Origin of the sequence: Demequina aestuarii, assembly GCF_000975095.1 — a bacterium.
Lineage (GTDB): Bacteria > Actinomycetota > Actinomycetes > Actinomycetales > Demequinaceae > Demequina > Demequina aestuarii.
The window spans coordinates 2385887-2408902 of the sequence record NZ_BBRD01000001.1; the positions used below are offsets into that span (position 1 = coordinate 2385887).

Sequence of the window (23016 nt, forward strand, 5' to 3'; positions counted from 1 at the left end):
CTCTCGCTAGCGAGTGCTCGGGATGATTCGGCGAAGCGCCATCAACTGCGCCGAACGTGGGAAGGTGCGCAGCCGCATGGTGCCGCTGCAACGTCCTCCCCCGACCGACTCGGCGAGAATCCTCTGGCGCCGAATCTCATGTGACATTCATCACATGACGGTGACGCTAGCACGCAGAACCGGGGCGTGGAAGGGGTCAGGCGAGAATCTCGGCGCTTGCCGTCTGCCAGCGTTCGCCCCACGGCCCGATGGGCTCGACGCCCACCGCGACCAGCGCATCGTGCCCGAGAACGGACCAGGCAGGCCGCGCCGCGGGGCGAGGGAAGGCGTCGGATCCCACTGGGGTGAGCACCGCATCGACGCCGGCCGCAGCAAGCGCCGCGCGCGCGAAGTCGCACCACGTCGCCTCGCCTTCCGAGGTGGCGTGATAGGTGCCGGCGGGGGCCGTGGCACTCACGAGATCGGCGATCACCCGCGCGACATCCGCCGTCCACGTGGGCTGGCCGTGCTGGTCATCGACCACGCTCACGGCGCCCCGGTCACGTGCAAGCCCCACGATCGTGCGAGGGAAGTTCCGCCCATGCGCGCCGTAGAGCCACGCGGTCCGCACGATCAGCGCATCGGCTCCGGACTGCCGCACCAGCTCCTCGCCCTCCGCCTTCGTCCTGCCGTACGCCGAGGTGGGAGCGGGGGGAGCCGACTCCGGGTAGGGGGCGCTGGCGCTGCCATCGAAGACGTAGTCCGTGGAGACGTGCACCAGGCGCACACCCTCGTCGCGGCACGCCGACGCCAGCCGGCCCGCTCCCGTCGCGTTGATGGCGTGCGCAGCCGGCTCGTGCGCCTCGGCATCATCTACGGCAGTGTATGCAGCGCAGTTCACCACGACATCGCACCCACGGATCGCGGGGCCCAGGTCGCCGTCGACGATGTCGAGATCCCCGCGTCGCCACGCCCGGACGGTCTCGCCTCGACGCTCGAGCTCCCGCACCACATCGCGGCCGAGCATGCCTGCGGCGCCGACCACGCCCCACGTCTTCGCACTCACACTGGCGAGAGTAGCGCCACCGGCTACGCTGACCACGAGGCCGAGGGGCCGCGGGCGACCGGGGGGCAGCATGGACGTGAGGGCGATGGATGTGCCAGGAGCGTGGCACGTGCGCACCCGGCACTTCGACGACGCCCGCGGCACGTTTCTCGAGTGGCACAAGAGCGCCGCCCTCGAGGAGGTGCTGGGCCGGCCCTTCCCGGTCGCGCAGGGCAACTGCTCGGTGTCGGGCGCGGGGGTGCTGCGCGGCATCCACTACGCCGACGTCCCCCCTGGCCAGGCCAAGTACGTGACCTGCGTGCGCGGCGCCGTGCTGGACGTGGTGGTCGATCTGCGCATCGGCTCCGCCACGTTCGGGCGATGGGATGCGGTCGCGCTGGACGACACGGGACGCGGGGCGGTCCTGATCAGCGAGGGGCTGGGCCACGCGTTCGTCGCCTTCGAGGACCACTCCACCGTGATGTACCTCTGCTCCACGCCCTTCGCCCCCGACCGCGAGCACGGCGTGAACCCCCTCGACCCGGAGCTGGCGATCGACTGGCCGACGTCCGGGCGCGACGGCTCCGCCCTCAGCCTCGAACTCTCGGACAAGGATCGGGTCGCGCCCAGCCTCAGCGATGCGCGCGCGGCAGGAGCACTGCCCACCTGGGAGCAGTGCCAGCAGATGGGAGCAGCGTCGTGAGGATCCTCGTCACCGGCGGCGCCGGGTTCATCGGCGCCAACTTCGTGCGACTCACCCTCGCGGAGAGGGCCGATGCGGTCGTCACCGTGCTCGACTCGCTCACCTACGCGGCGAACCGGGACTCGCTGCCAGATGACGCCCGGCTCACGCTCGTCGTCGGCGACGTCGCCGATGCCGTTGCCGTCGACCCCCTGGTGGCGCAGGCGGATGTGGTGGTGCACTTCGCGGCCGAGTCCCACAACGACAACTCGCTGGAGGACCCCTCCCCCTTCATCCACACCAACGTCGTGGGCACGTTCACGCTGCTCGAGGCGTGCCGGCGTCACGGCACCCGACTGCATCACATCTCCACCGACGAGGTCTACGGAGACCTCGACCTCGACGACCCCGCGAAGTTCACCGCCGACACCCCCTACCGCCCCTCGAGCCCCTACTCGGCGACCAAGGCGTCCTCGGACATGCTGGTGCGCGCGTGGGCGAGATCGTTCGGGGTCGAGGCGACGCTGTCCAACTGCTCCAACAATTACGGGCCGTACCAGCACGTGGAGAAGTTCATCCCGCGCCAGATCACCCAGATCATCGACGGCGCGCGGCCGCGGCTCTACGGAGCGGGGCTCAACGTGCGCGACTGGATCCACGTCGACGACCACAACCGCGCGGTGTGGACCATCCTCGAACGCGGGTCTGCTGGCCGGACGTACCTCATCGGCGCCGACGGCGAGGTGGACAACCGCACCGTCGTCGAGACGCTGCTGGAGATCATGGGACAGCCCGCAGGGGCGTACGACCATGTCCCCGACCGCCCGGGTCACGACATGCGCTACGCGATCGATGCATCGGCCCTGCGCGAGGAGCTGGGCTGGGAGCCGCGCTACCGAGACTTCAGGGCCGGCCTCGAGGCCACCGTCCGGTGGTACCGGGACAACGAGTCGTGGTGGCGGCCCCTCAAGGCCGCCGCCGAACAGCGCTACGCCCGTTCGGGCCGGTGACGAGGAGATCCATGAAGGGCATCATCCTGGCGGGCGGCTCCGGCACCCGTCTGCACCCGATCACGCTCGGCGTCTCGAAGCAGCTGACGCCGGTGTACGACAAGCCGATGATCTACTACCCGCTCTCGACGCTGATGCTGGCGGGGGTCACGGACGTGCTGGTGATCACCACGCCACATGACGCCGAGCAGTTCCGCCGCCTGCTGGGCGACGGATCTCAGTTCGGGATCTCCCTCACGTTCGCGACGCAGGACACTCCCAACGGTCTCGCGCAGGCATTCGTGATCGGCAAGGACTTCATCGGCGACGAGCCGGTGGCGCTGGTCCTGGGCGACAACATCTTCTACGGACCCGGCATGGGCCAGACCCTGACGCGCTTCGCCGACATCGACGGCGGCGCAATCTTCGCGTACCGAGTCACGGACCCGACCGCATACGGCGTGGTCGAGTTCGACTCCGCGGGCCGTGCGATCTCCCTCGAGGAGAAGCCCGCGCACCCTCGATCAACCTACGCGGTTCCCGGCTTGTACTTCTACGAGGCCGGCGTCACCGAGGTCGCCGCCGGGCTCGCCCCGTCGGCGCGGGGCGAGTACGAGATCACCGACATCAACCGGCACTACCTCGAGCAGGGGCGCCTCACGGTCGAGGTCCTCCCGCGAGGCACCGCATGGCTCGACACCGGCACGTTCGAGTCGCTGGTCGAGGCCGCCGAGTTCGTGCGCACCGTGCAGAACCGCCAGGGGCTGTCGATCGGCGCCCCCGAGGAGGTCGCGTGGCGTCAGGGTCTGCTCACCGATGCCCAACTGGCGGCACGCGCCGAGCAGTTCGGCAAGTCCGGCTATGGCGCCTACCTGCTGGGGCTTCTCGAGGCGGAGCGCGACGAGCGATAGCCGCAGGGATCAGCCGAGAGCCTCGGCCTGCCCGGGCCCCTGGAACACGACGGAGCACGCCATCCCGGCGAGCTCCTCATCCAGGTCGGCCGGACGGTTCGAATCCTCGAACGACACCCCCACGCAGCCCACGCCCGCATGCGTGAAGCCCTCGTCCACCAGGTTCGGGTACTGGAGGTCATCCTCCGCCCACGTCGACACCACTTGGCCGGGAGTCAACTCGGAACGCGACACGTTCTCGCCGGCGTAGTCGAAGTCGCCGCAGTCGGCGGGCAGGTCCTCGCGAGGAGCGGACTCGGCGCCGGGCAGCGTGGCGGCGCGGTCGCGCGCGTGGCCCGCCATGCAGGAATCGGCCTGCAGACGCGGTGCGCCCACACCGATCCGCAGCGCGTTGATCTCGTCGAGCAGCTGCGCCTCGAAGGACTCCGGCGCGGGAAGATCGACGGGTTCTCGCATCGCGCACCCGGCGAGGGCCGATGCGCTCACGAGAGCGCCCAGGAGGGCGGCGACGGCGCGACTCATCGGTCCACGCTCGTCTCGGTGGCAGCGGTCTCGAGGCGTTCGGCGAGCAGTTGCGCGAGGTGGCGGCCCCGGACTCCCGCGAGGTCGTCGGCCTGGGTGCGACAGCTGACGCCGTCAGCGAGGTAGATGCTGCCGTCGGGGGCGTCGCGCAGGGCGGGGAGCAGGGAGTTCTCGGCGACCGTGATCGACGTCTCGTAGTGGCCCTTCTCGGTGCCCCAGTTGCCGGCGAGTCCGCAGCAGCCCGAGGCCTCCGTGATGGTCGCACCAAGGCCACGCATGAGTTCGCGGTCGGCGCCGAATCCCACCACCGAGTACTGATGGCAGTGGGGCTGGACCACTGCCGTGACGTCCGCGAGGCTCGGCGGCGTCCAGTCTTCGGCGGGCTTGACCGGTGCCCGTCCGGCGAGAACCTCGGCCAGGGTGAAGGTCTGGTTCGCGACCGCGAAGGCCCGGGGGTCGTCGGGCAGCAGCTCGAGAAGGTCGGAGCGGAGCGTCGCGATGCAGCTGGGCTCGACGCCGATGATCGGGACGCCGTTGATCGCGAACGGGCCGAGCACCGTGAGGAGGTCGCGCATGCGGCGGCGCGCGCCGTCGAGCTGTCCCGTGCTGATCCACGTGACACCGCAACAGGCCTGCTGACTGGGGATGATGACGGTGAGGCCGGCCGCCTCGAGCACCTTCACTATTGCCGTCGGGACCTCGGGGTCCAGACCGTCGGTGAAGCTGTCCGCCCAGAGGACCACGAGCCTGCGGACTGGCGCCTCGACCGCGCCTGACGTGGCCGTGCCGCCTGTCTGTGCGACATCGAAGGCGGGCGAACCAGCCCTCACGTGGCTGAGCGCATCGGCCGTGGTGCCCTCCACGTCCGTGGGAACGTCGGTCGCCGACGAGGCGGATCCCTCTGCACCGGGCTCAACCCCGCGCCCGCCGTCCAGATTCGCCATCGGACCCACGTGAACCGCGTCCGTGCCTTCATCGACGGCCATGGCGCTCCAGCCTGGACCCACATCATTCAGAAGGTCATCCACCGAGGGGCGCCGCGACCTGGCCACCTCGGTGCGGCGGAAGGGCGTGGCCGCGAACACCGGAAGATTCCGGCGGGTGTCCATGCCGGCGGCTCCCACCGCGAATCTCTGGATCCACGCCGGGCGCAGCAGCGCGTTGACGAGCCTGGGCGCCACGCCCACGACCTTGAGCCAGCGCGGCAGCCAGCCGATGCTGTAGTGAGTCATCGGCCTTACTTTGTTCTTGTATGACCGGTGCAGCACCTCGGCCTTGTAGGCGGCCATGTCCACGCCCGAGGGGCAGTCCGAGCTGCACGCCTTGCAGCTGAGGCAGAGGTCGAGGCTCTCGCGGACCTCGGGAGCAGTGAGCCCGCCGATGAGCGTGCCGTTGATCGCGTCCTGGAGCACCCGGGCGCGGCCGCGCGTCACGTCCTTCTCGTCCCCCGTGGCGGCGTAGCTGGGGCACATGAAGCCGCTGCCGCCGCCGATCGCATCGGCCCGGCACTTTCCCACGCCGGTGCAGCGGTGGACGGCCTCGGTCAGGTCGCCGTGATCGTGAGCAAAGGCGAGTCCCCCGCTGCTCGGCTTGGTGCGCGGTGCGGCGGGGCGGCGCAGGTCCTGGTCGAGCGGCGCTGGGTCGACGATGATGCCCGGGTTGAGGTGACCGCGGGGGTCGAAGAGCGCCTTGACCTGGCCGAAGACGTCAATCGCCTCTGGCGAGTACATGGCCTTGAGCAGCTCGCCCCGGGCCCGGCCGTCGCCGTGCTCCCCCGACAGCGATCCACCATGGCTCGCGACCAGGGCCGCGGCATCCTCCATGAAAGCCCGCAGCGGCCGGCCGTCGTGCTGCAGCGGGATGTCGAGCCGCACGTGAATGCAGCCGTCGCCGAAGTGGCCGAACGGCTGACCCGTGACGCCATGGCTCGCCATGAGGGTGTCGAACTCGCGCAAATAGGTGCCCAGGCGCTCGGGCGGGACGGCGGCGTCCTCCCAGCCCGGCCAGGACTCCTTGTTGTCGGCGCTGCGCCCCGCGAGGCCGGCGCCGTCCGCGCGGATCGCCCACAGCCGGGCCGCCTCGCGCGGGTCTTCAAGGACGCGAACCGAATCGGTGCCGGAGTCGGCGATGAGGCCCGCGAGGATCTCGCGCGCCTCGCCTTCCGTGTCCGCGCCCACCTCGATGAACAGCCACCCGGCTCCCGGCGGCAGGTCGGGGATGGCGGCGTCGCCTTTCGCGAGCCGGATCCGTTCCACGAGCCGGGCGTCAAGTCCCTCGACCGCGTGGGGGCGATGGGTCATGATCGGGACGACGGCATCGGCGGCCGAGGGCATGTCGGCGTACCCGAGCGCTGCCGTGAGCCGGACGGGCGCGATCGGCACCAGCCGGACGGTCGCCTCGACCGTCGTCGCGAGCGTTCCTTCCGTACCCACCAGGAACTTCGCGAGGTCGGCGCCATTCTCCGTCAGCAGATGCTCCAGGCTGTACCCGCTGACCTGGCGGTCGAACCGACCGAACTCCGTGCGGATCAAAGCCATGTTCGCGCGGACGAGGTCTGCCAGGCCGGCGACCGCATCGGCCGTCCTGGGGCCGGCGGTGATCAGCCGGCCGTCACCCGTGATTGCCTGCAGGCCGAGGACGTTCTGCGCGGTCTTGCCGTGCGCGACCGCGTGAGGGCCGCACGCGTTGTTGCCGATCATCCCGCCCAGCGTGGCGCGGTTGGTGGTCGACGGGTCCGGGCCGAACCGCAGGCCGTGCGGCGCCGCGACCTTCTGGAGCTCCGAGAGCACCACGCCGGGCTGGACCCGCGCCGAGCCGGACTCGGGGTCGACCTCGAGAATCCTGGTGAGGTGACGGCTGGCGTCGATGACCACGCCGGGCCCGATGCTGTTGCCCGCGACCGAGGTGCCGCCGCCGCGCATGGTGACGGGCGCATCGGCCGCGCGGGCGGCATCGAGGGTGGCGGCGAGGTCCGCGGCGTCACGGGGGAAGACCACCACCGCCGGCGGGACGCGGTAGTTGGACGCGTCCGTCGAGTACTCGGCGCGGCGCCGCGGAGCGTCGTCCACGTCGCCGTCGATGTGTGCGCGCAGGTGAGCCGCGAGGTCCGTGGTACCGAGGTCTCTCACCTCATGCGCGGGGGCAGTCACGCCGCCATTGTTCCACGCGCGCCGCAGGGCTCTGACGGCTGGCCCAGGCGCACAAGACCCCAGAAAGCGGCCGTGGCGACGACGCAGGAGACGCGCCGTCAGGAGGTGGCGACGCGGTCCTCGATCTCGACGCCGAGCTCCGTCAACAGGCCGCGCACGCGGGTCTCGATCTGATCGCGCACCGGCCGCACATTCTCGATGCTCGTGCCCGGCAGCGCGTCGATCTCCCAGTCGAGGTACCGCTTGCCCGGATAGATGGGGCAGGCATCGCCGCAGCCCATGGTGACGACCACATCGGCCGCCTTGAGGATCTCCTCCGTCCATGGCTTGGGGAACTCGCCCGAGATGTCGATGTCGACCTCGCGCATCGCGGCCACCGAGTGCTCGTTGAGACTCGTGCCCGGCTCGGAGCCGCCCGACCAACCGATCACGCGGTCGCCAGCGAGCTTCTTCATGAAGCCGAGAGCCATCTGCGACTTGCCGGCGTTGTGCACGCACAGGAACAGCACCACCGGCTTGCCGTCGTGGGGCTCATTCTCGACGCGGCTGAGCGCGTGGAGGCGCTGGCGGGCAAAGCGTTCCGCGAGCAGGGGCAGGAAGTTGATGACCGTGGCGTGACCCGCGAACTGGTCATAGGAACTGGCGAGGAACGTCGAGATGGTCTCGCGGTTGAAGACGCCGACGAATTCTGACTCGAGCTGACGAGCGGCCACCTCGAGAGCGTAGGCCTGGTCGAGCGACAGCGTCTCGACGCGCTTGAGGTGGCTCATGGCTCAACTTCCATTCGTGAGGGCGGCAGCAAGGCGCTGCACACGGGGTTCGATCTGGGCAAAGGCGTCTGCGAAGGCAGCGGTGGCGTCATCGTCCTTGCCGCCACCGGCCGATGCGCGGGCGGGGTCGGGCACCGACCAGTGCAGTCGGGTGTCGCCGTCTGTCGCCTCGCGAGCGTTGTCGCACACGGTGACGACGAGGTCACCAGTGCGGCGCTCGTCGGCCAGCGCCCTCGGCGCGGGCGACAGCGGTGCGAGACCGTGACGAGCGAGTTCCACGATGGCCTGCGGATTGATGGCTGGGGCAGGCGCGGTGCCGGCCGATGCGACCGGAACGTCGGACTGACGCGCGAACAGGCTTGCGGCGAACTGGGAGCGGGCGGAGTTGGCAGTGCAGACGAAGACCACGCGGCAGGCCGTGATCGCGGGCCCCTGCGTGACGGTGGCCGCCACCAGCGGCCGGTCCCATGAGAGCGCGAGATAGGAACGACGACCGTCACCCTCGGACCGCCGGCGAAGGACGGCGCCGGCGTCGACGAGGACGCCCACGTGGTGCGCGAGCAGATTGCTGGGAAGGTCGAGCGCGCGCGACAACTCGGACGGCGACCGATCCGACAGCGCCAAAGCGTCGACGATCCGCAGCCGCTGCGGATCCGCGAGTGCGGACAGGAGCGCCTGCCGATCGCCAGGCTGCTGAGAGGGTTCCATGCCGTCATATTACCTCAACTTTCATTGAGTCATCGCCGAGAGACGCACTGGCCCGCCACGAGCCCAGGCGACGCGCCGGAGTCGCCAAACCCAGGCGACGGACGGTGTGACGGAAGTAACATCCGCGGTCCGGAGCGCCAATGCGCCACCTTCGGGGCGATCTGCGCTAGCAGTGAGCACGAGAAATCAGTCACTTAGACCCCAGCAGGTAACATCAGTCACTTCCGTCACACCTTCCCGTTGACAGTGTGAGAAATGTCACTAGCGTCTGTATCAGCGGGGGAGCTGAGGGGACTGCGGACAACGCGATCCATCCTCCGTGCTGGGGAGGACGCAATGAAGCTGGGGAAGAACATTCTTGCGACGCTGGCCGCTGCCGCGATCGCGATCGTCGGGTGGGCGGTGCCGTCCGCGTACGCGGACAGCACAGACAGCCCGAACACCGCCGGGTACTGGGAGAATCAGTACTCGCACGCCGTGAAGTGTTGGAAGTTCGAGCGCGCCGAGACCTCGTCATACGGTGCGATCGCTCACGACGCGGAAGGCAACGAGGGCGTCAAGCTATCCCAGTTCGACACGAACCTGCCGGGAGACCGGTGGGAGGTGCTCATCGTCAAGGGCGGAGACGAGAGGAGCGTCTACGAGCGGCCGAATGCGGGTGAGGTGTACCACGCCCCCCTCAACGGCGGAGAGAATGTCGCCGACGTCTCCCACTGGATCGTCTGCGGAGGCGCCGACGGCGACGACTGGCGCTACGACGACCCGACCTGCACGAGCCTCACTGTCGCCTACCCGGACGGCATCGGTGGCGACGACGTGAACGTGCGCGTCAAGGGCATGGGCGCCGATGCTGGCGACGAGGTCACGTTGAACTTCCACTCCTCGAACCCATGGCCGAGCCCCACCACCTTCGTGTTCGCCGAGCACGCGAAGTGGCCTGGCTGGGCTGAGTGGGCGGTCGACTGGGTCCAGGTGGAGGGCACCAACTCCCACTGGGACGACGACCTGTCATGCGGTGAGCCGGAACCTGAGCCCGAGCCTGAACTCGTCAGCCTCTGTGTGTGGGACGCCGACAAGGGAGTGGCAGTGAAGACTGCGGTCGAGACCGCCAGCGACGACGACATCCCGTGGAGCGATGGCACCGAGTGCACCCCGCAGGACGAGCCGGAACTGGTGAACATCTGCGTATGGAACGCCGACAAGGGTGTGGCGGAGAAGACTGCGGCCGAGACCGCCGGCGACGACGACATCCTGTGGAATGACGGCACCGAATGCGCGCCCCAAGACGACGCCGACCCGGTGTACATCTGCGTATGGAACGCTCAGACGGACAGCCCTGACAAGCAGGAAGTCGCGTCGATGGACGACGGTGATGTCCTCTGGGTCGACGGCACCGAGTGCGCACCTGACGAGCCGGACGAGCCGGACGAGCCCCAGACCGTCGCCGTGTGCGACGCGATCAAAGTCAACGGCACCATCGTCGGATGGGAGCGGGTGGACAAGACTCCTGTCGAAGCCGCGAACTGGCCGTATTTCGACTGGAACCCGGACCTTCCGAACAACGGCTGCTGGTACGAGACGTTCGTGTGCTGGGAGGTGACGGCGACCGACTTCCAGATGGCGGGCGGCCTCCCCGTCGCGAACGAGAAGCTCTTCACGCCCAAGCAGACGTTCGTCATGGAGGCGGCCTCGTTCGCGGAGCTCCAGGACTGCTGGGACTACGTCGCCGAGTGCGGCACCACCACCTGGTACCAGCTCGACCGATATACCGTGCACAACTACTCCGGAAACTCGCTGCTCGAGCGCCTCAAGGTCGACGGCCTCGGCCAGGAGTACCGCATCACGAATCAGGGGATTCCCCTCGCCGTGGGGCCGGAAGACGCTCCCATCCAGCGCGGCTACCAGTTCCGCTCCGCCGTCGGCGACGAGTGTGCTCCGCCCGAGGTCACCATCTGCGCGCAGGATGGGGACAGCTGGTACGGGTTGACGGTCCTTGAGGACGAGCTGCCAGCCGAGTACATCGTCTGGACCGGCGACCCCGAGGACTGCTTCACGACGGACCCGACCCTCGACGGGTCGACCACGGTCGGGGTGTGCATCGACGGTGCCCCGTACCTCGACTACACGATCCGGCTGACGGATCCGGACGCACAAGTGGCGGACTCCGCACTGGAGTCGGCGACGCTGACGTTCGTGCACCCCACGGACTCCGCGCTCGACCACGCGGTCGAGGTCGACCTCGGCGCGGGCACCACGGAGTGGACCGGATCGCTCCTGTGGCCGGGCGCGTCTCTCGACCCGGCCGCGTGGCCGGGCTGGGAGCGGCTCGAGAACGGCACGTACGTGCCGGTGGGCGACGGCAACTTCGGCTGGACTCGCGGAGGCGTGGACATCCGGATCGAGATCAACCCGGAGATCACGCTCGAGGGGGTCCTGTACCCGGACGCCAGCCCCGTCTGCGACACCCCCCCGCCGGTCGACATCTGCGTGTGGGACGGCACCACCGCGCAGCAGGTGACGCTCTACGGCACCGCCCCTGAGGGTGCGATTCTGTGGGACGGCACAGGAGCCGCGTGCACCCCGACCGTCGACATCTGCGTCGAAGGCGAGGCGGCCAACTCCTGGACGTCCGGCACGATCCCGGTGAACGAACTCGACGGCGACATGCGCCTGTGGGATTCGGAACTCGCCGGAGGCGGATGCGGCGAGCCGCAGCAGCCCACGCTCGACGGCTCACTGATCAGCGAGCTGTGCATTGCGGACTCGCCGTGGATCTCGTACGACGTCAGGGTGTTCAACCCCAACAACCTCCCGCTTGACGGGGTGGCCGAGGGCGAGGAACCGGTCGCGACCATCACATTCATCAATCCGAACGGTGAGGACTACGTCCTTGACGACCTGCCACTCGGGCCTGGCACCTTCCTGTGGCCAGGTGCGGAGGTTGAGCCGGCGGCGGGCTTCACCGCGGCGGATATCGATCCATCGCGTCCCGAGACCTTCGTCGCCACGAACTGGCCCGGGTGGTTCCAAGACGACGCGGGCGACTGGGTCGAGGTGACGGACCCACAGGACCGCTTCGCCTGGACTCGAGATGGGGTCCAGGTCACCATCGAGGTGAACCCGGCCGATACGTTCACCATCAACTACCCGCCGCCCACTGCCACATGCGCGGCGCGTCCCCCGGAGGAGTTCACGTCAGTCCTCGGCGCCCTGCCGCTCGACGCCCCGGCCGCAACGCCGGTCGTCGCCGAGGCCACCTACACCGGCTGATCCCCCCTCAGCCGGCGACGACGCCCGTCATCGCGCTCCTCAGCGGCGCGGTGGCGGGCATCGTGCTCTGTGTCGCCGGGTCCGGCCACGCACACGCCGCGCCCATCCGCGATGCTGACGCTACGCGTTCGCGCTCGCCAGCGGCTGGGCGTCGTCGCTGATCAGCACCGGCGTTCCGAGCGGCAGGCCGACCTCATTCACGATCTGAGTGATGGCGTCGTTGGGGAGGCGGATGCAGCCGCTCGAGACATACTCACCGATCAGTTCCGGTTCATTCGTGCCGTGCAGTCCGATCACCGCCTGGCCACTGTTGAACTCATCCAGCACTGGCGAATAGCCCGACAATCCGTATGCGTAAGGCCCGTAGACGCCGCTGGGGTCAGGGGGCTGCAGCAGTTCGCGAATGTAATAGACGCCCCCCGGGGTGGGACGATCCTCACGACCCACGGAGATGGGGGTGGTCAGGACTGCATCCTGGCCATCGAAGACCGTGAGCTCGAAGTCGACCAGCGAGACCTCGACGGAGAAGTCCGTGGTGGCGAGCGTCACGTCGGCTGTTCGCACCCACCCCGTTGACCCGTTGGGACGGATGGGAAGATAGACCTCCAACCAGCCGTCAGCATCGTCCTTGACGAGGAAGACGAGTGGCGTCGCCTCGGGGGCCGTGAGCACGTCCGGGGCCGCGACCGTCTGCTGCACCTGTCCGTCAGGCTCGTCATAGACATCGATCGACGCACCGAGTGCGGTGGCGATGCTCGACGCACCGCGAACCTCTGGGCCCTCGAACGGGGCCTCGGTCACCTCGGGCGCGGTGATGGCGGGGGCGGTGCTCGACGGCTGAGTGACGGCGGGCTCGGGCTCGGGTTCGGCGCCGCAGGCCGCGAGTGCGAGCGCGGCGGTGCAGACAAGCGCGAACCAGCGCGTCGATGGCGTCATATTGGACCCTCAGTCTGATCGGTCGGCCGCGCCGACTCTCGTCCCGAGACTATCGCCGCGGGCCTCATGACGGCCAGTGTCCCGCCGACGGCGATCGCCCCGGCCCGCACTTGCGGCATCGAGATCGCCCTCTCCGCCCGAGTTGATGAATGATGGTCGGAAGGCACAATCGAAGGGGTTGCCATGATCACAGAAGTCGAGGCCGTGCTGCTGAGCCAGGTGCCCGAGGGGCTGTCGATCGGCGGCGAGTGGCGCCCTGCGTCTGACGGATCCACCCTCGACGTTCACGACCCCGCGACGGGAGACGTGATCCGTACCGTCGCGTCGGCCACCGCCGCCGACGGCCGAGACGCACTGGACGCCGCGTGCGACGCCTTCGCCTCGTGGTCGGCGACGCCGGCGCGCGGGCGCGGGGAGATCCTGCGACGCGCCTTCGATCTGCTCACAGCGAGATCCGACGACTTTGCAATGCTCATGACCCTCGAGATGGGCAAGCCGCTCGCCGAGTCGCGCGCAGAGGTGACGTACGGCGCGGAGTTCCTGCGGTGGTTCTCCGAAGAGGCGGTGCGGATCCAGGGCCGCTACGGCGCGAACCCCGAGGGCACAGGGCGCACCATCGTCACCGAGCATCCGGTAGGACCGTGCTTGCTGATCACGCCGTGGAACTTCCCGCTCGCGATGGCCACCCGCAAGATCGCGCCCGCGCTGGCGGCGGGCTGCACGGCGGTCATCAAACCCGCGTCCCTCACCCCGCTCACCACGATGGCGTTCGCCGCGCTCCTCGAGGAGGCCGGCCTCCCCGCGGGGGTGCTGAACGTCGTCACCACGGCACAGTCGAGCGCCGTCTCCGAGCCGATCATTCGCGACCCACGACTGCGCAAGTTGTCGTTCACGGGCTCGACCGAAGTCGGAAGGGAGCTCCTCAAGCAGGCAGCCGACGGTGTGCTCCGGACCTCGATGGAACTCGGCGGCAACGCGCCGTTCGTGGTGTTCGAGGACGCAGACCTCGACAAGGCCGTCGAGGGAGCCATCGCCGCGAAGTTCCGCAACGTGGGTCAGGCATGCACCGCTGCGAACCGGTTCCTCGTGCATCGTGACGTCGTCCACGAGTTCGCGCGCCGCGTAACCGCACGGGTCGACGCCATGAGAGTGGGCCGTGGCACCGAGCATGGAGTGGAGATCGGCCCGCTCATCAATGAGGAGGCCGTGCAGAAGGCGCACTCTCTCGTCACCGACGCCGTCGCACGCGGGGCCACTGTGCTCGCGGGCGGGTCGCCGCTCGAGGGGCGGGGAACGTTCCTCGCGCCGACGGTGCTGTCCGGCGTTCAACCGGGCTCCGACATCCTGCACAAGGAGATCTTTGGGCCAGTCCTCGCCATCGCGGCCTTCGACTCGGAGGAGGAAGCCGTGTCGCGTGCGAACGACACGGAGTACGGCCTGGTCTCCTACGTATTCACCGAGTCGCTCGCGCGCGGGCAGCGCATGATCGAGTCACTCGAGACGGGGATGATGGGCCTCAACGTGGGGGTGGTGTCGAATGCCGCGGCCCCGTTCGGCGGCTGGAAGGCCTCGGGGCTGGGCCGCGAGGGCGGCACCGAGGGCATTCACGAATACCTGGAGACCAAGTACACCTTGACCCCGAACCCGTGAGTTCCCTGCCCGCCAGTCCCGCCCACCCCGCCTTAGCGCCCCAGCGTGCGGTGGGTGTCGGATCTGGGGCGCGAGCGAATCCTGGCGGGCGGTGAGTGTCGGCTCGACTCGCGCATCGGCCCCCGGGGAAAGCGAAAGGCCCCGATCGCAGGACCGGGGCCAGACGAGCCGCCTAAGGGAATCGAACCCTTGACCTATTCATTACGAGTGAATCGCTCTGCCGACTGAGCTAAGGCGGCGTGCGCCAAGAGGCGCGGTTAGTCATCTTAGCGGCTCAGCACTGAGTTCCCGAATCCGGCATGCGCCCATCCACCAGGAAGCCGTCGACGGCATCGATGATGCACTGGTTTGACCGCCCGTAGGCCGTGTGGCCCTCGCCGTCGTATGTCAGCAGCGACGCGTCCAACCGCTCGGCGAGCGATTCCGACCACCAGTAGGGCGTGGCGGGGTCATTGGTGGTGCCGATCACGAGCATCTGCTCGGCGGTCGCGGCGGCATCCAGCGAGGTGACGTGCTCGTTCGCGGTCCAAGGCCACTCGTCGCACCCGGCGCCGCTCGCGAACCACCAGCCGAACGTCGGCGAGGCCTCGACCATGGCGGCCCGGAACTCGTCGACGTCATCGATGGTCCAGGGGTCGCCCGGCACCTCATCGAGGCAGCCGATCGCGGTGAAGGCCCACGTCGAGTTGGTGTTGTACTCCCCCGTCGCGGTGTCGCGGTCCAGGTAGAAGTTGGCCAGCTCGTACATCACGGCCGCCTCTCCCGTCCCGGCGACCTCCTCGAGCGCGATCTCGAGGAACGGCCACGAGGCCTCGTCGTACAGCGTGACGACCACGCCGTAGACGAACAGGTTGCCGTTGACGCCCCACTCGGTGCCAGAGTCGTATGGCTCGTCGAGCGCGCGCTCCATCATGGCGCTGAGCTGGCTCTTCTGCGCGTCGAGGCCGCCTTCAAGCGGGCACGTGTCTCGCTCGCCACACCAGCGAAGGAAGTTCGTGAGCGCATTCTCGAAGCCCTCCGCCTGGCCACGGGCCTGATCGATGCTGGGCAGCAGGAAGTCGACGGCGCCGTCGAGGACGAGCCGGCCCACATTCTCGGGGTATAGCTCCGCGTACGTGGCGCCCAGCTGAGTCCCGTACGAGAATCCCAGGAAGTTGAGCTGCTCGTCGCCGACGGCAGCTCGGATGACGTCCATGTCGCGAGCCGCGCTCACGGTATCGACGTTCTCGATCACCTCGCCGGACTCGACCCGGCAGGTGGCGGCGAACTCGGCGGCGCGTGCATTCGCGGCGTCAAGGTCATCCTGCGTCTCGATCTGCGTGTCCGGGAGGTAGAACGCGTCGATCTCCTCGTCCGACCCGCACTGCACGGGAGTCGAGGCCCCCACTCCACGGGGGTCGAATCCCACGACGTCGTACGCGTCGAGGAGATCGTCGCCAGCGGTGGTCGCGAAGTACTCCGTGAGGTCCAGGCCGGAACCGCCAGGGCCGCCAGGGTTGATGAGCAGCGACCCGAGCCGCGCATCGGCGCTCCTCGCCGGATGGCGGTTGAGCGCAACCTCGATGGTGTCGCCGTCGGGCTCTGACCAGTCCAGGGGCACCTGAATGGTGGCGCACTCGAGTTCGCCGCACTCGCTCCACTGGAGGTCCTGGTCGTAGACGTCCGATGCGCCGGTCGCCGGTGGCGCCGCCGTTCCAGTGGGGGCGGGATCGCCCTCATCGCTGGGGGACACCTGCGTCTTATCCGGAGAGCAGCCCGCGAGGACGAGCACTGCGACGGCCGATGCGGCCACCAGGCGGGCAAGGGCGGGCACGCGTCGAATCATGCGCCTAGCCTAAGCGGCGGGACCGGCTCTCCGTGGCGGCACTGCCTCGATGACACCGCGCAGTCCCGACGACGACGCGCAGTCCCGACTACGACGCGGCACGAGGGCGGAGCGCCAGCGCCATGGCCTCGAGGGCGAGCACGGGCGCGACGTTGCCGGCCAGTCGCCTGCGCGTCTCGGTGAGAGCGTCGAGGCACCGCATCGTCTCGGTGAGCGTGCTGCGTCCCGCAAGGTCTTCGACGTGGCCGCGATGGGACTCGTTCACCAGGGGGACGGTCGCTCCCACCTGGAGACACGCCACATCTCGGTACAGGGACATGAGGTCCACGATGGCGCGGTCGAGCACGTCCCGCTTGAGCCGCGTCGCACGGCGCTTCTGGTCGTCTTCGAGTTGCTTCACCTGGGAGCGCAGCGCGGGCGGGAGCCGACCGCCGTCGTCGGCGCCGAGGGTGCGGAGCAACGCGTTGCGCTCCTCGACATCGCGCTCCTCGGTCGAGGCCTTCGCGTCCGCCTCGGCGACCGCTGCGAGGTCCGCCGCAGCGAGCACGGCGTCTCCCACTCCGCGGATCTCGGTGGCGAGCGCGAGCACCTGATCGCGGCGCCCGCGCGCGGCGGGGTCGCGAGCAAGCCGCCGAGCGATGCCGATGTGGCTCTGAGCGGCATACGCACACTGACGCGCTAGCTCAGGTTCCACGCCGTCGCGGTCGACGAGCAGTTGTGCGACCACCTCGGGGTCGGGCACGCGCATTCTCACGTGCCGGGAGCGGGACCGGATGGTCACCGCGACGTCCTCCGCGGACGGCGCGCACATCACCCAGACGGTGCGCGGCGGAGGCTCTTCGATGGACTTGAGCAGCACGTTCGACGTGCGCTCGGTCATGCGGTCCGCGTCCTCGACCACCATGACGCGCCACCTGCCCTCGCTGGGCGAGGACTGCGCCGTCGCGATGAGGTCCCGCACCTCGTCGATGCTGATGGTGACCTTCTCGGTGGCGAGCAGCGTGACGTCGGCGTGCGCCCCGCTGAGCGACGTGGTGCACGCGCGGCACTGACCGCACCCGCCTTCGAGGCACTGCAGGGCGGCCGCGAACGCCCGTGCGGCGTAGGACCGCCCCGATCCTGGGGGACCGGTGACGATCCACGCGTGCGTCATGGCGGACGGATCCGCGACCGCAGCCCTCAACGGCGCGATGGCCACCTCCTGGCCGACCACCTCATCCCACACGCTCACGGCGTACCCCACGGCTCGAGCCCCTCGGACGCGGCTGCCACGGACCCCGCCCGCGCATCGGCCGCCCAGATGCCCGAGCGGGCCATGACCTCGGCCACGGCGCGTGCGACATCGCCGGCGACGTCCTCGACCGAGCGTGCGGCATCGATCACGGCGTACCGCGAGGGCTCGCGCGCCGCCAACCCCAGGAAGGCCTGGCGGATCAGGGCGCCGTGCTCCCCGGTCTCCCGCTCGACCCGGTCCAGCTCGCGCTCCATCCGCCCCGCGGCCGGCTCCATGTCCAGCACGATCGTGAGATCGGGCAGCAGGTCCTCGGAGGCCCAGCGCGAGATGCGCTCGACCTCGTCTCCCAGCCCACGCGCGCCACCCTGGTAGACGATCGACGAGTCGACATAACGGTCCTGCACCACTACGGCGCCGCGCTCAAGAGCGGGACGCACCTTGGTGGCGATGTGGTGGGCGCGATCCGCGGCATAGAGCAGCGCTTCGGCACGGGGGGCCACGTGATCACCGTGCATGATCGCCTGCCGAAGCTCCTGCCCCAACAGCGTGCCGCCTGGCTCACGGGTGGCGACGACCTCGAAGCCGCCCCCTGCCGGAGCGCGCAGATGCCCGGCCAGCAGGTCGGTCTGCGTGGACTTGCCCACGCCGTCGCCGCCCTCGAACACCACGAAGAATCCGGTCATGCGACCAACCTACCGGCGCGGTACGACGGCCGATGCGCGAGGTGCGCACGCGGCCGCGTGCGGCTACTTCTCGTTCGGGTAGACCACGCCGATCTGCGCACGGACCTCATCCATGATGCGCATGATCTCGAGCGAGTCGTCCAAGGTGTGCAGGGGGCTCTCGGTGGCGCCCGCTGCGACCTGGCGCGCCACCTCGGCGGCCTGCCACTGGAAGCCGTTGTCGAACACGCCCTCATACGTCCACGAGGTGCCGTCGAGGCGGAACAGAGTGAAGTTGGTGGGCTGGTAGAAGGTGCCCTCGATCTCGATGGCCCCCTCAGTGCCGCCGATGTGGCCGGTGCACGGCGTGCGCGCCTCCATCGTGGTGGTGAGGCTGGCCTGCGCGCCGTCGTACTCGAAGATCATCGAGACCTGGCCGTCGACGCCGGTATCGCGCAGGCGGCCCTTGGCGGTGATGGCCTGGGGCACGCCCAGGATGTCGTGCGCGAAGGCGATCGGGTAGACGCCGAGGTCCAGCAGCGCACCGCCGGCGAGCTCAGGCCGCACCATGCGCTGGACGTGCGTGAGCATCTGGCCGTGGTCGGCCTGGACCGACACCACGTCGCCGATCTCGCCGCGGGCGATGGCGGCGCGGATTGCGTACATGTGCGGAAGGTGGCGGGCCCACATCGCCTCCATGACGAACACGCCCTTGGCACGGGCGGCGTCCACGATGAGCTGGGCCTGGGCCTCGTTCTGCGTGAAGGCCTTCTCGACGAGAACGTGCTTGCCGGCCTCAATGGCCAGGAGCGCGGGCTCGTGGTGGTTGTTGTGGGTGGTCGCGACGTAGACGATGTCGATGCTCTCGTCGGCGAGCAGCTCCTCGTACGAGCCGTACGCGGCAGCGATGCCCTTCTCGTCGGCGAACTGCTGTGCGCGCTCCACACCCGAGGCCGAGGCGACGCCCACGACCTCTGACTGCGTGTACCGAGTGACCGCGTCCGCGAGCTTGCGGGCGATGCCACCTGCTCCCATGATTCCCCAGCGGTACGCGGGCGCGTCCATGGGGTTCGGTGCGATGGTGGTCGGCGTGGTGCTCTGCGATGAACTCATGAGGCCAGCCTAGCGACGCCGCGACGTCCGACCCACCCGCGCGGCATCGGCGTGCGAACCTGTCGCATGAGCTCTCTGACCTCCCCGTCCACGCGCGCGCTGGGGCTGATCGCGATCGTCGGAGCGGTCGTCTGGATGGGCACGGTCGCCGCGTTCCACCTCATCCGGCCCGACCTCTCCCCTGGCGACGCCTACATCAGCAACTACGCGCGCGGCGACTGGGCGTGGGTGATGCAGACCGCATTCCTCGTCAACGGGACGGGTTGGGCGGCGGCGGGCATCGGGCTCCGGCGCACGCTCGGTAGCGCTCCCGGCGCCAAGGCACTGGCCGTGCTTGCCGCCGTCGCAGCGCTGGGGATGGTGCTCGCCGGCATCTTCCGCGCCGACCCGCTCGGCACCATGTCGCCGTCGCTCGAGGGCCTCGTCCACTCGCGCACCGCAGGACTCGCGTTCCTTTGCTTCATCGCGCTCGGCTTCGTGGGGTGGTGGGCCGCGCGGACGGCCGATGCGTGGGCCGGCTGGGCACTGCCCTCTCTCGCCTTCGGGTTCGTGACACTCACACTATTCGTCACGTTCAACGCATGGCCCGCGGTCGCCGGAAGCGGCTTCGGGTGGTGGCAGCGGCTGCTCGCGGCCGTCGTGATCCCGGGCGCGCTCGCCGCTATCGGTGGAAGACTGGCCCATCCCGCGCATCGGACGCTCGCCGTGGGCCTCCGCGAGGAGTAGCGTCGGAGGTATCAGGCACGACCTCGTGAGAGGGGGCTGAGATGACCGGCAACGACGCAGGTCCAGGCACAACGAAGACTCCCATCCGCTCCACGCGCGTGCCGTTGTCCGCATCGGCCCTCGGCCTCGGAGCGATCTACGCCTCCCTCTTCTGGGTGCTCGTGGTGCTGGCATTCCACTGGATCCGTCCCGACCTCGACCCGTGCTGCAGCGACGTCAGCGCCTACGGCCGCGGCGACTATGAGTGGCTCATGCAGGCGGCATTCGTGGTGTTCGGCTTCGGCTGGATGGCCGCCGGAATCTCGCTGCGACGGGCCCTGCGCGATACCCGCTCTGCTGCGGTGCTGCGGACCCTGCTCTTCATGGTGGGTTTCGGTCTGCTCGTCGCCGGGATGTGGCGGGCCGACGACCTCGGCGCCGCAGGCGACCCCTCCCCGGAAGACGTGTTCCACACGATCGGCAGCCTGGCGGCCTACGGCGGGCTGATCGTCTTCGGGCTGCTCTCCGCGTGGCTGCTGCGGGGCACCCGGCTGAGCGGGCTCACCGTGATGCACCTGGTGCTCGGGCTCGTCACCCTCGCCTTGCTCCTGACGTTCAGCATCATGGCCGATGCTGGCACCGACGGTTTCGGGTGGTGGCAGCGGGCGCTGACCATGGTGGTCATGCCGGGCTGGCTCATCTGGCTGGGCTGGCGCCTGGCGCTGACGGCGAGGGCCGACGCCAGCAACGCTTGACCCGCCTCGCCCCTTCACTGCGAACCACTCTTCTCGCGACACGCCGCGGCCAAGGGCCGATGCGCGGGCCGGGTCCGGGGTGTCGGGCCCAAGAGCGGTTCGCAGTTGCTGCGGTGAGTGGCGGTCAGTCCGCCTCGCCCAGGTAGACCCAGGTCTGGTAGCCGTCACGATCGCCACCTGGATCGGCACCCGCCTCGTCGACCGCGCCCCAATCCACGCCGTCGATCACCAGGAACACCGCGCCGTCGACCTCGGGGATCGGCGCGTCGTCGGCACAGTCGTCTCCCCGCAGCGGATCTACTCCCCCCTGGCGCAGGATGAACTGCAGGCCCGGGTGCCACTGGAGGTGCGGGTCCGGGATCCCGGCGCTGACGTCATCCGCCACCAGCCAGGCATGGTGCTCGAGATACCAGGGAGTCTCGCCGCCGGTGAGACTCAGCACCCACTCGTCGCCCCACAGCTCGCCGGTGAGCTCATCGTTCCGGAACGGCAGCCTGACCGTGTACTCGGGCGCGTCAGTACTGGGGTGGCCCACGTCCCGCAGGTCGGCCAGCGGCGAGCATCCTGGCTCGGGCCGCGGCACCACGAACGCCTGATGGGCCGGTTGCGTCTGGCGCAGCTCGGCCGATTCCACGGCGTCCGGCGACTCCCGGTCGATGCTCGGCGACTCGGAGGAGTTGGCGGGCTCGTTGGGGTCCACGACGACCGTCGCGAGGAGGGTGCTCTCTCCTGTTTCGCTGGTCGACCAGTACTGAGCGATGAGCCGCGTGTCCATGGGATCGCCCGGGTCGTTGGACCACGTGTCGAGCGAGTCGTCGCAGTGGCCGATTCGCGGGATGCCGGCTCCCGACTCCCCCATCAGCAGGCCGTCCTCATCGCCCCCCGAGCCGTATGCGCTGGACGCCACAACACCCGCGACGGTGTCGTCATCCATCAGCAGCGTGGCGACGCGGTAGGACCGCACCTCGCCACCCCCGGCGATCCTCCACGAGGGCGAGTCTGGGTCCCAGCCAGTCATAATCCCGTCCGGATTGTCGGGGTCCAGCGGCCTCGGCTCCGCGGTGGGGGTGCCGAGCGTGTCCCCCAATGTGGTCAGTTCCGCCTCGAGGAACAGCTCGCGATCGAGCGCCCGCGCATCATGCACCGTGAACCCGGGCGTGAGGTCGAGCTCGTCGCCGCACATCACCGCGCCGGCCCCCCGCAATATCACCTCCGGTTCGCCTTCGCGCACGTCGGCCTCGGACTCGACCGAGTAGCGCCACGGCCCCGCGTTCACCTCCGTCTCCGGTCCGGCGGGCTCGGACTCCCATACCCCGGCCAGCGGCAGCACGAGCCATCCGGCCAGACCGATCACCGCGACGCCGAGGGCGCCGACCCCGGCCTGAGCCGTCGCCCTCCGCCGCCGACCGCGCGCGATGCCGTCGACGCTGGACGCCACCACCGCATCGGCCGTCAGCCCAGGCGCGACCGCCTCACCGTGCCGCCGTGCCGCACTGCGAAGCGCGTCGTGGAAGTCGCTCATCGCTCGCTCCTCTCGACGACAGGCATTCGCTCCGGTTCGTCGGCGCTCACTCCCAGCACGGGCGCGAGTCGCTGCCGCCCCTCTGCCAGGTACTTCTTGACGGTCCCGTCGCTCAGGCGCATGGCGACCGCGATGTCCGCGACCGTGAGGTCGTCGTAGAACCGCAGAGCGACGGCGGTGCGCACGCGGGGAGGGAGGCCCGCGAGTGCCCGGCTGATGTCGTCGTGATCCTCGACGTGTTCGGCATGCTCGTGCGGATCAGGCGTCGCGACCTTGGGGACCAGCCGGCGCCACGTCGCGTCGCGCCGAATGCCGTCAATGTGGAGCGTGCGCATGGTCGCGCGGACGTAGCCCTCGATGGCGCGATGGTCGTCGAGCCGGCGCCGTTTGACCAGGGTCTTCACCAGCGCCGCCTGCACCAGCTCCTCGGCGCCGTGATGAGAGCCGGTCAGCACGTAGCCGTAGGCGGCCAGGCGCGACCCCGCCTCGCGGTACACGTCCGCGACCACCTCGGCGATATCCGGCCTGCTCATGTCCCTCACACCATAGAGACGGTTGAGGGGCGCTCGGGGGTGGGGTGCGACTTCTC

The 23016-nt window shown here is 69.5% G+C and carries 19 protein-coding genes and 1 tRNA gene; 7 read left to right on the forward strand and 13 right to left on the reverse strand.

Annotation, left to right across the window (positions count from 1 at the left end):
• Positions 1–196 precede the first annotated feature (196 nt).
• A complete protein-coding gene (gene rfbD / locus AOP72_RS11210) occupies positions 197–1045 on the reverse strand; it encodes a dTDP-4-dehydrorhamnose reductase (RefSeq protein ID WP_238581664.1) in 849 nt (282 codons plus the stop codon).
• A gap of 85 nt (positions 1046–1130) precedes the next feature.
• Here rfbD and AOP72_RS11215 point away from each other — a divergent pair, with 85 nt between their 5' ends.
• The 3 genes from AOP72_RS11215 to rfbA are packed head-to-tail and all read left to right on the forward strand — an operon-like array spanning position 1131 to position 3606.
• A complete protein-coding gene (locus AOP72_RS11215; protein ID WP_369345475.1) occupies positions 1131–1727 on the forward strand; it encodes a dTDP-4-dehydrorhamnose 3,5-epimerase family protein in 597 nt (198 codons plus the stop codon).
• A complete protein-coding gene (gene rfbB / locus AOP72_RS11220; protein WP_062136375.1) occupies positions 1724–2716 on the forward strand; it encodes a dTDP-glucose 4,6-dehydratase in 993 nt (330 codons plus the stop codon). The genes AOP72_RS11215 and rfbB overlap by 4 nt, the downstream gene beginning before the upstream one ends.
• Before the next feature lie 11 nt (positions 2717–2727).
• Positions 2728–3606 (forward strand): glucose-1-phosphate thymidylyltransferase RfbA, encoded by an 879-nt coding sequence (rfbA, locus tag AOP72_RS11225; RefSeq protein ID WP_062136378.1) that lies wholly within the window; start codon positions 2728–2730, stop codon positions 3604–3606.
• A 9-nt stretch (positions 3607–3615) separates the two neighbouring features.
• Here rfbA and AOP72_RS11230 read toward each other — a convergent pair whose 3' ends face one another.
• From AOP72_RS11230 to AOP72_RS13470, 4 genes are all read right to left on the reverse strand, one after another.
• The gene (locus tag AOP72_RS11230; protein ID WP_062136381.1) at positions 3616–4128 is read right to left on the reverse strand and encodes a CAP domain-containing protein; all 513 of its coding nucleotides are present in this window, start codon (positions 4126–4128) and stop codon (positions 3616–3618) included.
• Complete coding sequence (locus AOP72_RS11235) at positions 4125–7277, reverse strand: FAD-binding and (Fe-S)-binding domain-containing protein (protein WP_084631761.1); 3153 nt, start codon at positions 7275–7277, stop codon at positions 4125–4127. Before AOP72_RS11235 ends, AOP72_RS11230 begins: the two co-directional genes overlap by 4 nt.
• A 98-nt stretch (positions 7278–7375) precedes the next feature.
• The gene (locus tag AOP72_RS13465) at positions 7376–8047 is read right to left on the reverse strand and encodes an arsenate reductase ArsC (RefSeq protein WP_062136383.1); all 672 of its coding nucleotides are present in this window, start codon (positions 8045–8047) and stop codon (positions 7376–7378) included.
• A gap of 3 nt (positions 8048–8050) precedes the next feature.
• The gene (locus tag AOP72_RS13470) at positions 8051–8755 is read right to left on the reverse strand and encodes an arsenate reductase/protein-tyrosine-phosphatase family protein (RefSeq protein WP_062136385.1); all 705 of its coding nucleotides are present in this window, start codon (positions 8753–8755) and stop codon (positions 8051–8053) included.
• Between the two features lie 336 nt (positions 8756–9091).
• Here AOP72_RS13470 and AOP72_RS11250 point away from each other — a divergent pair, with 336 nt between their 5' ends.
• Entirely contained in the window at positions 9092–12025 is a 2934-nt protein-coding gene (locus AOP72_RS11250; RefSeq protein WP_062136388.1) for a hypothetical protein, read from the forward strand.
• 120 nt (positions 12026–12145) lie between these two features.
• Here AOP72_RS11250 and AOP72_RS11255 read toward each other — a convergent pair whose 3' ends face one another.
• Positions 12146–12961, reverse strand: coding sequence for a L,D-transpeptidase (locus AOP72_RS11255; RefSeq protein WP_062136391.1), 816 nt, complete (start codon positions 12959–12961; stop codon positions 12146–12148).
• A 183-nt stretch (positions 12962–13144) separates the two neighbouring features.
• Here AOP72_RS11255 and AOP72_RS11260 point away from each other — a divergent pair, with 183 nt between their 5' ends.
• Positions 13145–14611: an NAD-dependent succinate-semialdehyde dehydrogenase gene (locus AOP72_RS11260; RefSeq protein WP_062136394.1), complete on the forward strand. Its 1467-nt coding sequence runs from the start codon at positions 13145–13147 to the stop codon at positions 14609–14611.
• Positions 14612–14777: 166 nt separating this feature from the next.
• On the opposite strand, the gene AOP72_RS11265 is transcribed toward AOP72_RS11260, so the two are convergent.
• From AOP72_RS11265 to AOP72_RS11285, 5 genes are all read right to left on the reverse strand, one after another.
• A tRNA-Thr gene (locus AOP72_RS11265) sits at positions 14778–14850 on the reverse strand.
• 35 nt (positions 14851–14885) lie between these two features.
• The gene (locus AOP72_RS11270) at positions 14886–16436 is read right to left on the reverse strand and encodes an alpha/beta hydrolase (RefSeq protein WP_062136397.1); all 1551 of its coding nucleotides are present in this window, start codon (positions 16434–16436) and stop codon (positions 14886–14888) included.
• 88 nt (positions 16437–16524) lie between these two features.
• Positions 16525–17667 (reverse strand): DNA polymerase III subunit delta', encoded by a 1143-nt coding sequence (locus AOP72_RS11275; protein WP_062137236.1) that lies wholly within the window; start codon positions 17665–17667, stop codon positions 16525–16527.
• On the reverse strand, positions 17664–18353 hold the full coding sequence (gene tmk, locus AOP72_RS11280) for a dTMP kinase (RefSeq protein WP_062136400.1): 690 nt from the start codon (positions 18351–18353) through the stop codon (positions 17664–17666). Before tmk ends, AOP72_RS11275 begins: the two co-directional genes overlap by 4 nt.
• A 63-nt stretch (positions 18354–18416) precedes the next feature.
• Positions 18417–19445, reverse strand: a complete 1029-nt coding sequence (locus AOP72_RS11285; RefSeq protein ID WP_062136404.1) for a Gfo/Idh/MocA family protein — start codon at positions 19443–19445, stop codon at positions 18417–18419.
• 66 nt (positions 19446–19511) lie between these two features.
• Here AOP72_RS11285 and AOP72_RS11290 point away from each other — a divergent pair, with 66 nt between their 5' ends.
• Positions 19512–20171, forward strand: coding sequence for a DUF998 domain-containing protein (locus tag AOP72_RS11290; RefSeq protein ID WP_062136408.1), 660 nt, complete (start codon positions 19512–19514; stop codon positions 20169–20171).
• A 41-nt stretch (positions 20172–20212) separates the two neighbouring features.
• Entirely contained in the window at positions 20213–20905 is a 693-nt protein-coding gene (locus tag AOP72_RS11295) for a DUF998 domain-containing protein (RefSeq protein WP_062136411.1), read from the forward strand.
• A gap of 124 nt (positions 20906–21029) precedes the next feature.
• On the opposite strand, the gene AOP72_RS11300 is transcribed toward AOP72_RS11295, so the two are convergent.
• Positions 21030–22427, reverse strand: coding sequence for a hypothetical protein (locus AOP72_RS11300; RefSeq protein WP_062136414.1), 1398 nt, complete (start codon positions 22425–22427; stop codon positions 21030–21032).
• On the reverse strand, positions 22424–22960 hold the full coding sequence (locus AOP72_RS11305; RefSeq protein WP_062136417.1) for a sigma-70 family RNA polymerase sigma factor: 537 nt from the start codon (positions 22958–22960) through the stop codon (positions 22424–22426). The genes AOP72_RS11300 and AOP72_RS11305 overlap by 4 nt, the downstream gene beginning before the upstream one ends.
• Positions 22961–23016 lie beyond the last annotated feature (56 nt).